We start from the raw sequence: 12,823 nt of genomic DNA on the forward strand, positions 1-12,823 counted from the left end.
AGGAAACATGGACCGCAAGGTTGCGTGCGCCTCAGTCCTACTCGACCCATGTCCGGCTTCCCATTTTTATGCCCCAAAATATTTCTGCAAAAGTTGGCTTCGGCCTTCGGACTTGGCATCTTCTGGTTCTAAATTTTTTACCTGCCATTTTTATGCCATGGAATGTTTCTGCCATGTCCGGTTTCCCATCCGTGGTCAAAATTGTGATAAAAAATCATTTTCACACAATTTTCACACAAAATGTGTGATAAAATTATTTTCATCACAAAAACATCACAATTCCCAAAACTACACCACCCACCCCCGTCGTAGCCGCCGACGTGAGTTGGCGCAAACTACATAACCTACTAACATGCAATAACCTATGAACCAAGTCTCCCATAAAACTACCCCACTACACCACCCGCACCGGTGTAATTTTGGACTACTTTTGGAGTGGTCAACTCCTTGCTCCTAACGCCTGGCTTTCAGCGTTCGCGTTTTTAGCATGTTTCGCGGTTTGAATTCTGAGTCCGTTCCAGCTCCTGACTTCAAGTTCCTATCTTCTTCAGTTATATTTTTCTGCCAAATTATCTTTCTGCAAATGGGTCCGCGTTTTTGACGAATTCTCCTCTGGGAGGAACCGTCTGCCTCAGCACGCCTCAGGGTGACAGTATCCGATAAAAACGCTTGTCGTTTGTTGCTGTAAGGTCAGTGAAGTTCGGGGCGCTGTTAAACGCGCTGTTGGTCAATATCCACCAGTTGGACAACGGCGTCAGCAGGTTGGTGGTCATCAGCACCCGGTAGCTCTGGCCGTTCGGCCCGCCGAGATTTAACGTCATGGTGTGGCTGTCGAAAGTGCCGCCCATCAAAACCGGCTGGGTGAGTGCCCCCTGCGGCATGACGTTGTCAAAAGTGGATGAATTGAGGGCGGTGGTTTCGCGCGAGCAAACCGCCATGCCGACCACGATGCTGTTGGACATGGTAACCGTGGCCGAAGCAATATTCGTCCACGCGGTGCCATTGGTGGAGACATATCCCGTGAAGGTGCTGCCGGCGCGCGTTAGTTTATACCAAAGCGGCACGCTAATATTGGTCGAGCCATCAATCCAGGTTGCGCTCCCTCCGGTTGAAGCGCGGCTGCCAAACCGGTTTTTGCCATAACCGCTGTTCAAAATCACGGTCGCCATCCGCGCGTTGGCATTGGTCGTTTCGCGCATCATCAGCCCCACTTTGTCGTTGAGGGTGCCACCAATCACCTGATTCGCCAGGCGCGCCATAATGGTCCCATCGCTGGTCATGGTGCGATACATGAAGTTCAGGGTATCATTCGTGCCGCCGATATCGCTGCCGGCGCCTTGCACGGTAAAGGCACCTCCGTTCACCGTACCACTGCCCGCCAGACCAACCGTTCCAATGTCCGTGTCCAGCCAATACGGTGGCGTGCCAGCCTCGGCGCTATTGGTGCTCTCGCCGAAACCATTCACGGCGGACACGACATAATAGTAATTGGTTAAAGCCGTCACCCCAGTATCGCTATAATTGGTAGCCACCACGCCAGCGACAGCGTTGGGGTATGGCCCGCCACTCGCAGTCCCGCGCTTAACGTTGTAATTCACGGCGGCGCCGCTAGCGGCCCAGGCCAGGTCAATCTCGCTGAGATTGGCGACGGTGGCCGTCAGGCCGGTCGGAGCGGTTGGCGGCGCATAAGGCCCGGCCCCGGACAAATAGGCAAAGGCGTCGAATTCCAGATACGTGCCGCTCTTTTTCACTACTTTGATTGTGTGTGTACCGGAGGCAAGACTGGTATTGGCATAGGCAACCACCTGGCCCAGTCGGGTCGCACTGTTGCGGTCCACAGTGGTTTGAAAAACAGTGTCGAGGTAGATATCAACGGTCCCTGCGTTCGTGTAGGTTTCGGTGATAAACCAGACGCCCGTGCCCGTGAACGTGTATTGCGCATAGTTTCCATTGGTGGTGGTGTAATGGACATCGGCCAAATAATCGCCATACGAGGAGCGTCCGGAAGCGTAGGTCCAACCGGCGCTGTAGGTGATGCCGCTGTTGCTGTCATTGACGATGCTCCAGCCGGTGTCCGCATCTGTTCTCGTATCTGTTCCCACGCCGAAGTCATCCGCATACACCGGGGTGACGCCGTTGGGAATGGAGACGTTGAGGTAAATCTGGGCGGAGGTATTGGTCGGCCCCGTGGTAAACGCAATGGCATGCATTTTCCACATCGTGGAGCTGCTGACGGCCCCGTTGGGATCGGCATTGGTGTTTGCCGGAACCAGCAGTTCCACTCCCGAAGTGCCGGAGTTTCTGACCCCGAACCGGACCGTTGTGGCGGTATTGGTGGTCTGGATTCCAGCATAAGCCTTGTAAGCGCATTTGGCGAGCAACCCGGTAACGACCTGCGAGATTTCCGATGTCCCCACGTTGAACTGCAACGTGTAACTGCCAGTCCGCAGACGCCGGTCCGTCCACGCACTGCCGCTGAGAAGGGTGAGGGCGCTTCCGGCATTGGTCGTCCAGTTGGGGGCCAGTTTGCCGCTCTCAAAACTGCCGTCCCTTACCTGGTTGGCGAAACTCATGACCGGCAGGTTATAGACCGGATCGGGTGATGGTGGAATGGCGCTCCATCCGGCGTTGGTGGTCCAATTGGGTCCGCCATATTCCAAAGCCCCCAGGTCGGGTCCAGCCCCAAGGAAACCATCCGTCATGCCCGGAATCAGAATGCCCGCATCCATCGCGGGTGAACCGGCTTGCAGCCGGAAGTCTCCGTTCGACGGCGCGACGAAAACCGGACTGTTGGTAAAGTTGAAACGGACATCGGAATAACCCCAGGTGCTGCCACTCGGGCTGGCGTCGAAGAGGTTATTGAAAATATGGGTGCCGGTTTCTCCGTCGGAAGCAAAGCCCGAGCTGAGGGCTCCGCTGGTGCCCCAGCAGGTGTTGTTGAAGAACTGGTTAAAGTTGTGCCGGCAGTTGATCTGGATTGCGCTGGCCGGAAGATTCCAGATGATATTGTGATGCACAATCCAATTGCTGTTTTCGCAATCCAGGTAGAATCCTTGAACGCCGGATCCGGAATGGCCCTTTGGCCCCGGTGAGTCATGGATCAGATTGTAGCGGAACACCGTATTGCCGGCTTCGAAATAGGTATAGAACGCGGCGCCGTCGCTGGTCAGCTTCATGGCGTCGCTCAAATCATTATACTCCATGAGGGCCGCCCTCCCCATGCTTCCCATGAGACCTCGCCCGGAGTGCTGAAGGGTGTTATGGCTGAACAAATTCCGGTAACCGGAACCGCCCACCATCGCATCCCAGTTGGGCACGTAGCCGGAATCATGGAGATTGTTGTTGATCGCGCGGATGTCGCTCCCGGAAAGCGAAAGGAGATAACGCGAATCCCAGCCCAGCTCGCTGTTGCGCAGCACACTGCGGTCGCGCAAGACCAGCCCGGAGACACTGGAATTCTTCGCGCTGTGCCCCAGGTATTGCATCACCAGTCCGTCAAACGTGTGATCCGTTGAACTCGTATCGGTCTGGATGGTGCAGGCGAAAAAATTCAGATCGACCAGATTGATAAAATCCCGGCCACGCAGATCGAAGCCATAGTTGCGGTGCTTGGCGGTCACTCCGGTGGGCGTGTTCGTGGCGTAGAGGAAAAGGGTGTTGGTCTGGTAAAACCATTCGCCCGGGCTGTCCATTTCCCCGATTATGCCGGTGAGGTAGTATTCGTTGCCGGCGGCAAACGCGTAGGCGGCATTGGCTCCGTTGGGATCATTCGTGACGATTTTTTTGCTCGCGTTCGTGTACCCTGTCACCGTGGGATGATTCATAATCCAGCCATGGCCGGACAGGATGTGGACGCTGGCGCCGTTCCAATACCCGTCCGGATGGGTGGGCAACGACGCATCCGTGAACCAGCCGTTGGTGTTGCTGGTGTAGCCGACGGTGTCCAGATACGACCAATCAGGCGAAGGATTGATCAGGCTGTTCTGCCAGGGAAAGGAAATGCCGGCATTGGGCCAGCGCGCGGCCGGCTTCATAGCTCCGTTGATGAACACCTGATCCCCATCCCCCAAAGTCCAGCCCATCGGCGCCGTCCAGATATTGCTGCCACTGGTGGCCCAGCCCGTGAGGCTGTCGGTGCCGTCCAGCGTGACGATTTCGTTGCTGTATGCTTGAAAGGTGAGGGGAGCGTTGGACGTGCCGGAGGCTCGCACCGTCACCGTCTCGCGGTAGGTCCCGGCCCGAATCAGGCAGGTGTCGCCCGCGACCAGGTTGCTGGCGGCGCGGTTGATGGTCTGCCAGGGGGTGCTGATGTTCTTCGCCTGATTAGTGGTATAGGCGTCATTGCCATTCGTCGCGACGTAATAGGTGGCGGCATAAACGCACGGGCTGATCAACCAGCCAGCCAGCGTGGCCACCAGCGAAAAATGGATTATCCGGAGCATGGGTTAATCGTTCAATTCCATGATTCGCTTTGGCTCGACGCGGCGCGGTGGCAGAGCATTAATGCTGGCTCCAGTTTCATCCTTGGTAGCCTATACCATGCGGCTTGCTGATACAAGCCTGGGGTTTTGGGCTTTGTTTTTTGAAATGAAAGGCACCGAAAGGCATTGAGGCGCGGCAACTTCGGGTTTACGAAGTTAACCGGGCTTTGTTCTAGCCTTGCCAAACCCGGGGAAATGGGTAAATTGGGGGCATGAAAAAACAATGCACGATGTCCGACTATCGCCGCCGCGATTTTGTAAAACTCTCTCTGGCCGCGCTGCCTGCCGCCGTTTGCCTGCCGCTCATTGGCCGGCTGGGTGCTGCCGAGTCCGCCAAACCCAACTCGAAGTTTGCCGGAGTTCAAATTGGCATGAATGTCCCCTACAGCTTTGGCAAAGCCGATCTGAGCGGTGAGGAAATCCTCAAAAACTGCGTGCAGATCGGGCTCAGCGGTCTGGAACTGCGGACCCAGTCCGTCGAAGTCTTCATGGGAGCGCCGGCTGAACTTATTTTCCCGAAGAAAGGCGCGCCGAAGGAAGAAGCGGCGGCCCGGCCCAAAAAGTTGCAGGCCTGGCGTGCCTCGGCCCCGCTGGATCGCGCCAAAGCGTTCCGCAAAATGTACGAGGACGCCGGCGTGCTGATCGAAATTGTCAAGGTGGACGGCATTTTTAAAATGACGGATGCCGAACTCGACTACGTCTTCACCCTCGCCAAGACCCTGGGTGGCCGGGCGATCTCGACTGAAATCTCCCATACCGAAGACGATCTCAAGCGGGTGGGCCAATTTGCCGACAAGCACCAATTTCTGGTCGGCTATCACGGTCACGCGACTACCGGACCCGAGCATTGGGAAAAAGCGTTTGAGCTGGCCAAATACAATGGCGCGAACGTGGATATTGGACATTTCGTCGCCGGCCTCAATACGTCGCCGGTGCCGTTTATGAAGAAATATCACGACCGGATCGCCCATGTGCATATCAAGGACCGCAAGTTCCACAACGGACCCAACACGCCGTTTGGCCAGGGCGATACCCCGATTAAAGAAGTTTTGCAACTGATCCGGGACAGCAAGTGGAACATGCAGGCGACCATCGAGTTCGAGTACAAGGTTCCCGCCGATTCAGATCGCAACACCGAACTCACGCGTGCCATCAAATATTGCCAGGACGCACTGCTGGCGTAAATTGATAGCTGTTTGGTTTGCTTGAAATTCCAGCGGTGTTCCGCTCTATGGGCGGGTATATATGTCGCTTGAAGAACACCTGATGAGCCTGAATGGGGATGTCCTCAAAGGCTGGTTGCGCCACTTTGGCCTTGGCAAAGGACTCACACGCAAGGATCAATTTGTCCAATCCATTGGCCAACAATTAGCCGCTGATCTGCCAGCCATTCTGGCGCGGATGAGCGAGGCAGAGAGGCACTTCTTGGCCGAATCGGCTCACCAGGGGCAGATCATTAGCGACCGTGAGTTTACCGCCAAATATGGCGGCCGTTACCCGATGCCATCGTTTCACCATAGCTGGAACGCGGCAGTTTCGCTTTTGGTGCCGTTTATCCAAGCTGGTGACTATCGCAGTTCCGAACCGCCCACACTGATTCCCACGCTGGTTGAACCGCTCCGTCGCCTGCTGCCAAAACCGGAAAAACTCAAGGTCCGAACGGTGGAACAGCTACCCAAAGCCTGGCCCAGAAACGAGCAGCTTCAAGGTGGGGACCTCATCCGTCCCTTGGGGGTGTACGAGAGCGAGCGGATAGCCCCCGTGGAACTCGGCCGGGTGTTGCGGCTTATTCAAGGCGGCAAAGTCAAAGTAACCGATGCCACCCGCCGTCCGACTGAAGCGACCACCCGACTGGTTGGCATGGCGCTGGTGGTGCCCGATTTCGACCTCGAAAAACCCAAGGCGCATCTGCAAAATGAATGGGAACAAAAATATTACACGACTGCCGGTCCGGTACGCGCCCACGCCTGGCCGGTGCTCATGCAGCAGTGTGGCTGGGCCAAAGCTCGAAACGGCGCGCTTGGGTTGACGGAGGCGGGCTCGCAAATGCTCCGGCAATTCTCGCCAGTGCAGTTTCAGGAAGGGATCGCTCGTTTTCTGGACAATAGTGATTTTGACGAGCTGAATCGCATCAATCACATCCGGGGCCAGAGCGGCAAAGGCGGCCGATGGTTAAGCGATCCTGCGGGTCGCAAGGAGGCCATCAGCGAGGCGATCTCCGATTTTCCCGTAGGAGACTGGCTTGCTTTTGAGGAGGCCCAGCGCATTGTCGAATCAGCTTCCGGGGATTGGAAGGTGCTGGAAACCCAAGGGCCGGCCCTCTACTTTTTTGAGCCGCAGTACGGCTTTATTACGGACAACACCGGCCTGGGTCGGCAATACCTGCGCGCTTTCCTGCTGGAGTCGCTGGCCACACTTGGTCTCTTTGACGTGGCTTACGTGTATCCGCATGGCATGTGGCCTGACCTGAGTGATTCCCTTGGCGGCGATCTCCCCTTCTGTAGTCGTTACGATGGCTTGGTCTATGTCCGGTTGAATCCACTGGGCGCTTGGGCGTTGGGGTTTGCCGACCATTATGATTTGCGCCCGCTGGAGGAAACCAAGCTTTTCCGCGTCCTGCCCAGCCTTGAGCTTGAGCTGGTCGATGCCCCCCTGAACCCTGCTGACCGTGCCACGCTCGAATTATTGGCGGCACCGAAGACCGATCAGACGTGGGCATTGGATGCCATGCGAATCCTTGAGCATGTCGAAGGCGGCGGCGCATTAAATGAACTGTATGACTTTCTTGCGGCTAATGCTTCCGATGGCATTCCTGAAACCGTGGGTGCCTTGTTCCAGGAGCTGCACGATAAAATGCGCGCCTGTCGCACCTGCCAACCAGCCGTGTTGCTGGAATGGGAAGACGAACTTCTCGTGCAGCGGATGGCCAGCAGTGCGGAACTCAGCAAACTCTGCTTCCCTGCCGGTGGCAACCGGCTCGCGGTCCCCGCCAGTCAGCTTGCCGCCTTCAGGCGGGCACTGAAACGCATGGGGTATGTTTTACCGCCGGCATCCTGAGCCGAACGGCATTAAGCTCAAACCGCCAACCTGTCAGTGCTTGCATCGGGAGCAACCTGATGCGGTGACCAAAAGCAAACGATCAATATCAAATCAGCCGGATCTGCTGCTGGTCTTTGGCTAGCGCCTCGCTCAAGGTTTGCACTCGGGCGCGCCGCCGTTCTATGATATGTTTGTCCACCTTGGAATCATATTTGACCGGGTAGCGCCCGTCATAACAGGCCATGCAGAAGGAGTTGTACGGCAGGCCGGTGGCGCGCACCATGCCTTCCTGCGACAGATAGCATAGGGAATCCGCATTGAGATAGCGCCGGATTTCATCGCGGGTGTAGTTCGCCGCCATGAGTTTGGAACGATCCGGAAAATCAATGCCGTACACGCAAGGATGGGTATGCGGCGGGCAACTAATGAGGACATGCACCTCGGTGGCGCCGGCCTCTTTGAGCGTGTTCACCCGCGATTTGCACGTGGTGCCGCGCACGATGGAATCATCCACGATAATCACCCGTTTGCCGCGCACCAGTTCGGGGATCAGGTTCAATTTCACCCGCACGTTGAAGTCCCGGATGAGTTGGGATGGCTGCAAAAAGCTGCGCCCAATGTAGTGATTGCGCACAAAGGCCATCTCGTAAGGGATGCCGCTCTCCAGAGAGACCCCCAGCGCGGCGCAGTTGCCGCTGTCCGGCACCGGGATGACCAGGTCCGCCGCAATCTTGTTTTCGCGTGCCAGTTGCCGGCCCATCTCCACCCGCGTTTTGTACACGTTGCGCCCCATCAGGTTGCTGTCCGGCCGGGCGAAATACACGTATTCAAACACGCAAAAGGCGGGTTCTTTCGCTTCCGGGAAGGCCTGAATGGTGCGCATGCCGTCCTTGTTGATGATGACGATTTCGCCAGGCGCCACATCGCGCACAAACTGGGCGCGGATCAAATCGAAGGCGCACGTCTCGCTGGCCAGCACATACGCGCCATCCACCGTGCCAATGCTCAAGGGGCGGAATCCATGCGGGTCGCGCACTCCGATCAACTCGTGTTCGGTCATGATGACCAGGGAATAGGCGCCTTCGATGCGGCGCACGGTCTGGATGAGACTGTTTTCCTGACCGCCCAGGCTGGGTTGCGCCATGAGGTGGAGGATGATCTCGCTATCCACCGTCGTTTGGAAAATCGAGCCTTTGGCTTCCAGCTCGTCCCGCAACTGGGCGGCATTGGTCAGGTTGCCGTTATGGGCGATGGCAATCTGGCCGAGCGCGCAGTCCACCGTCAACGGTTGCGCGTTGCGGATGTGCGAGGAACCGGTGGTCGAGTAGCGGGTGTGACCCACCGCCATGTCGCCCACGAGTTCGTGCAAAATAGCTCCGGTGAACACCTGTGGTACCAGCCCCATCCCGCGATGAACGCGGAACTGCTTATGGTCACACGTGACAATTCCCGCGCTCTCCTGGCCGCGATGTTGGAGGGCGTACAGGCCGTAATAGGATAATTCAGCGGCGTTGGGATGGCCATATACCCCAAATACGCCGCAATAATGTTTAGGATACGCTTGCATGGTTGCCGCATTCCTGCGTCGCGCTATTCCAACGGGCGCAAGCCTTCTGTGCAAGCTTCAAATGGAAAAGAAATTGTGCGACTTCGGACTTGATTTTGGCGCGCCGGTTTCCTCCCGCCTCCCCACCCCTTTTCATAGCACTCGACGCGCGTGCCTTTTACCGCTAGTTTGATGCCGATGAGTTTATCGAACCGTCCATGGTTCATCGCCGGACGCGAGTTCCAATCCCGGCTCTTGCTGGGTACGGGAAAATTTTCGTCGCCGGAGATGATGCGCGATGCGCTGGCCGCCAGCGGGACCCAATTGGTCACCGTGGCGTTACGGCGCGCTGACTTGAGCGGCAAACGGGATCCGTTTGCCAACATCCTGGATTTTATTGATCCGGCGAAATTTCTCCTGCTGCCGAACACCAGTGGTGCGATGAATGCCGAGGAAGCCGTGCGGCTGGCCCGCTTGGCTGCCGCTGCCGGTTTGCCCAAGTGGGTCAAGTTGGAGATTCACCCGGACCCGCGCTATCTGTTGCCCGATCCCATTGAGACGTTGAAGGCGGCGGAGATTCTGGTCAAAGAAGGGTTCACCGTCTTGCCCTATATCAACGCGGATCCGGTCTTGGCCAAGCGGCTGCAGGAGGTTGGCACCGCCACGGTGATGCCGTTGGGCTCGCCCATCGGTTCCAATCGCGGACTGCAAACGCGCGATCAGCTTCGCATTATTATTGAGCAAGCCATCGTGCCGGTGGTGGTGGATGCCGGATTGGGCGCTCCCAGCCATGCGGCGGAAGCCATGGAAATGGGCGCGGACGCAGTGCTGATCAATACCGCCGTGGCCGTGGCCCAAGACCCGTGCCGCATGGCGATGGCGTTCAAGCTGGCCGTGGAGGCCGGGCGTGCCGCGTATGAAAACGGGCTGGCGGCTCCGTTGGAGTCGGCCAGCGCCACCAGTCCCTTAACTGGATTTCTCACTTGATCCATGAATTCTCCAAAACTCTCCATCAAACGTATCAATCAATTGCTGGCCGCCTCGCAATCGGCGCGGGTGCTGGTTGTGGGCGATCTCATGCTGGACCAGTTCCTGTGGGGGCGCGTCTCCCGCATCTCCCCGGAAGCCCCGGTGCCGGTGCTGGATTTCGAGCGTGAAAGCTTTATGCCCGGCGGTGCGGCCAACGTGGCGCGCAACCTTTCCGCGCTCGGGGCCACGGTCGAGCTGTTCGGCGTTACCGGACGCGATCATGCGGCCAATCAATTGCAGGAGCTGTTGCACGAAAACCGGGTGGGCTGCAGCCAGTTGGCATCCACCACCGCGCGTCATACCACCATCAAAACCCGCATTGTCGCGCACCAGCAGCAAGTCGTGCGGGTGGACCGGGAGACGCGCGGGGATATTGATGCCGCCACGGCGGAACGCTTGTTCGAGGCGATTGAAAAGAACATCGGCCAGGCGCACGCCGTCATCGTGGGGGATTACGGCAAAGGGGTGGTTACCCAGGCACTGTTGCGTCGGCTTCAACTTCTGTGCCGTACTCATGGCATGTGGCTGAGCGTGGATCCCAAGCCGGTGCATCACTTGGATTTAACCGGATTATCGTTGCTGACCCCCAATCGCAAAGAAGCGTTTGAATTGACGGAACGCACCGATGGCGCGCGCGGTAAAGAGCCGTTGCAAGACCCGGCGCTGCTCGGGGTTGCGGATCAGTTATTGAACCAGTTGAAGCCCGCTTTGCTACTCATCACCTTGGGTGAGCAAGGTATGCTGCTTTGTCAGCGGGGGCAGCCTCCCTTCCACATCCCCACCGTGGCGCAAGAAGTGTTTGATGTCTCCGGCGCGGGAGATACGGTGATTGCGTCATTCACCCTGGCCATTGCCGCCGGTGCTTCGCCGATGGAAGCGGCCATTTTCAGCAATCACGCCGCCGGCGTGGTCGTTGGTAAAGTGGGCACCGCCACCGTGACTCCCGAGGAATTACTGCGCAGTTTTGATGCCGGCAGGGAAAAGTAACATGGACTTCCTGAAAATTACGGTTCCGATGATTCGCGCCATGAAAGGGCGCGAAAAAGTTGCGGCCCTGACGGTATATGATTACCCCATGACCCGCCTGCTGGATGAAGCGGGGGTGCCGCTGTTATTGGTCGGTGATTCGCTGGGCATGGTGGTGCTGGGGTATCCGGACACCACCCACGTCACTCTGGCCGAAATGGAGCATCATATCCGCGCCTGTGCCCGCGCCAAACCGCGCGGCCTGTTGGCGGCGGACCTGCCGTACCATAGTTATGACACCCCGGCCCAGGCAGTGGCCAGCGCCCAACGCCTGGTAGCTGCCGGTGCCGAAGCCGTGAAGGCCGAAGGCGGGCGCGCCATTGCCCCGCAAATCCAGGCGATTGTGGCGGCGGGCATTCCGTTTCTCGGCCATCTGGGCATGTTGCCACAGCATGTCTTGGAAGAGGGCGGCTACAAGATCAAAGGGCGGAAAGCGGAAGAAGTGGAGGCGTTGCTGGCCGATGCACTGGCCTTGGTCGAGTTGGGGGCCTTTGCCGTGGTGCTCGAATTGGTTCTGCCGGCGATTGCCGCCGAAATTTCCCGGGCGATTGCCATCCCCACCATTGGCATTGGTTCTGGACCGGATTGCGACGGCCAAATCCTGGTCACCCACGATTTGGTAGGCACCTACCCGTGGTTCACGCCGCGCTTCGTGACACCGAAATTGCAGACGGCCATGCAAATGAAAGGCGCGGTTCAGGAATGGATGTTGGACCTGAACTCGGGATGCAGGCTTGACGGGAACACTCAGAACAGGCAGTTCTAAGGCATGGATTGGACATTACCGCATTTGCCAACCTTGCTTTCGCAAGTTTGGACCAAGCTGGAAGAGGGTTGTCAGGACAGCGACAACCCTTGGCATACGCCGGTATTGGGTACGCTCAACCGCAACCGTCCCGCGTTGCGCGTGATGATTTTGCGTGCGGTGGAGGCGACGGCCCGGGTCTTGGTCTGTTATTCGGATAATCGCGCCAGCAAAGTTCGGCAAATCCTCAGTGTGCCACAGGTGGAATGGCTTTTTTACGACCGCGTTGCTGGCTTGCATCTGCGTGCCAGCGGCACGGCCGCCATTCATCATGTCAACTCCGTGACCCAGGCGGCATGGAAACACAAACCGGTGATCAACCATCTCCAATACCTATCCCCGCTCGCTCCTGGGACGGGGCTGCCGGCGGCGGTGCCCGTTGCCGAGTCGGATTTGCACGAAACCGAACTGGCCTATCGCAATTTTGCCGTCATCGTTACGGTGGTGAACAGCTTCGATTTGTTGATCGTGGGCGCAACCAAAGATCAACGCGCCTCCTTCACTTGGGACGGGGAGAAATTCGTGCCGCAGTGGATGGTGCCATAGGCACCCGGCGGCTGCCGATTCACTGGAGTTTCTTCTCCGTCATCGGGCAAGGAACGCACACGCTTCATCGTGAGCCCGATGTTCAAACGCACTCGCCAACCGATCTACTTCGCCCCTGGGAATATTCAATTTGCGTGCCAACCCACGCCACCCTGAAACCGTTTTTACCATTTCGGCGACCATTTGCCGCATGTCGGCCACCGTGAGTCCGTAATATTCTCCAGTGCTTAATACCAAGTCCAAGGATGCTTCCTCCCTTATTTTGGCTAATCGTTTTGCCGTGGCCCCCATTATTTAATTTTTGTCGAGGTAGGGACACCGGTTGCCCGGTGCCCCCCTCACAGATCCCGG

The 12,823-nt window shown here is 57.6% G+C and carries 9 protein-coding genes; 7 read left to right on the forward strand and 2 right to left on the reverse strand.

Annotation, left to right across the window (positions count from 1 at the left end; translation table 11 throughout):
* Nucleotides 1-248 (forward strand): hypothetical protein (locus WCO56_25450; GenBank protein ID MEI7732943.1); only part of this gene is annotated, 248 nt, incomplete at its 5' end.
* A 393-nt stretch (nt 249-641) separates the two neighbouring features.
* Here the strand turns inward: WCO56_25450 and WCO56_25455 are convergent.
* Nucleotides 642-4,442: a hypothetical protein gene (locus WCO56_25455; protein MEI7732944.1), complete on the reverse strand. Its 3,801-nt coding sequence runs from the start codon at nt 4,440-4,442 to the stop codon at nt 642-644.
* Nucleotides 4,443-4,693: 251 nt separating this feature from the next.
* Here WCO56_25455 and WCO56_25460 point away from each other — a divergent pair, with 251 nt between their 5' ends.
* Together WCO56_25460 and WCO56_25465 are read left to right on the forward strand one after the other, a co-directional pair.
* Nucleotides 4,694-5,665, forward strand: coding sequence for a sugar phosphate isomerase/epimerase (locus tag WCO56_25460; GenBank protein MEI7732945.1), 972 nt, complete (start codon nt 4,694-4,696; stop codon nt 5,663-5,665).
* A 61-nt stretch (nt 5,666-5,726) separates the two neighbouring features.
* Nucleotides 5,727-7,538 (forward strand): hypothetical protein, encoded by a 1,812-nt coding sequence (locus WCO56_25465; GenBank protein ID MEI7732946.1) that lies wholly within the window; start codon nt 5,727-5,729, stop codon nt 7,536-7,538.
* Nucleotides 7,539-7,626: 88 nt separating this feature from the next.
* Here WCO56_25465 and purF read toward each other — a convergent pair whose 3' ends face one another.
* On the reverse strand, nt 7,627-9,087 hold the full coding sequence (purF, locus tag WCO56_25470) for an amidophosphoribosyltransferase (GenBank protein MEI7732947.1): 1,461 nt from the start codon (nt 9,085-9,087) through the stop codon (nt 7,627-7,629).
* A gap of 177 nt (nt 9,088-9,264) precedes the next feature.
* Between purF and WCO56_25475 the strand changes: the two genes are divergently transcribed.
* Genes WCO56_25475 through WCO56_25490 form a run of 4 tightly spaced genes read left to right on the forward strand, consistent with a single transcriptional unit; the run spans nt 9,265 to nt 12,472 of the window.
* Nucleotides 9,265-10,053 carry a thiazole synthase gene (locus WCO56_25475; GenBank protein MEI7732948.1) on the forward strand — a complete coding sequence of 263 codons (789 nt, stop codon included), beginning with the start codon at nt 9,265-9,267 and terminating at the stop codon, nt 10,051-10,053.
* A 3-nt stretch (nt 10,054-10,056) separates the two neighbouring features.
* On the forward strand, nt 10,057-11,082 hold the full coding sequence (rfaE1, locus tag WCO56_25480) for a D-glycero-beta-D-manno-heptose-7-phosphate kinase (protein MEI7732949.1): 1,026 nt from the start codon (nt 10,057-10,059) through the stop codon (nt 11,080-11,082).
* 1 nt (nt 11,083) lies between these two features.
* Nucleotides 11,084-11,887, forward strand: coding sequence for a 3-methyl-2-oxobutanoate hydroxymethyltransferase (gene panB / locus WCO56_25485; protein MEI7732950.1), 804 nt, complete (start codon nt 11,084-11,086; stop codon nt 11,885-11,887).
* Nucleotides 11,888-11,890: 3 nt separating this feature from the next.
* Complete coding sequence (locus WCO56_25490; protein MEI7732951.1) at nt 11,891-12,472, forward strand: pyridoxamine 5'-phosphate oxidase family protein; 582 nt, start codon at nt 11,891-11,893, stop codon at nt 12,470-12,472.
* Nucleotides 12,473-12,823: the final 351 nt, after the last annotated feature.

The organism is Verrucomicrobiota bacterium, from assembly GCA_037139415.1.
Classification (GTDB): Bacteria; Verrucomicrobiota; Verrucomicrobiia; order Limisphaerales; family Fontisphaeraceae; genus JBAXGN01.

Coding starts and splice junctions, on each gene's coding strand:
- WCO56_25475 (MEI7732948.1), top strand. CDS start 9,265: ATGAGTTTATCGAACCGTCCATGGTTCATCGCCGGACGCGAGTTCCAA.
- rfaE1 (MEI7732949.1), top strand. CDS start 10,057: ATGAATTCTCCAAAACTCTCCATCAAACGTATCAATCAATTGCTGGCC.
- panB (MEI7732950.1), top strand. CDS start 11,084: ATGGACTTCCTGAAAATTACGGTTCCGATGATTCGCGCCATGAAAGGG.
- WCO56_25460 (MEI7732945.1), top strand. CDS start 4,694: ATGAAAAAACAATGCACGATGTCCGACTATCGCCGCCGCGATTTTGTA.
- WCO56_25490 (MEI7732951.1), top strand. CDS start 11,891: ATGGATTGGACATTACCGCATTTGCCAACCTTGCTTTCGCAAGTTTGG.
- purF (MEI7732947.1), bottom strand. CDS start 9,087: ATGCAAGCGTATCCTAAACATTATTGCGGCGTATTTGGGGTATATGGC.
- WCO56_25455 (MEI7732944.1), bottom strand. CDS start 4,442: ATGCTCCGGATAATCCATTTTTCGCTGGTGGCCACGCTGGCTGGCTGG.
- WCO56_25465 (MEI7732946.1), top strand. CDS start 5,727: ATGTCGCTTGAAGAACACCTGATGAGCCTGAATGGGGATGTCCTCAAA.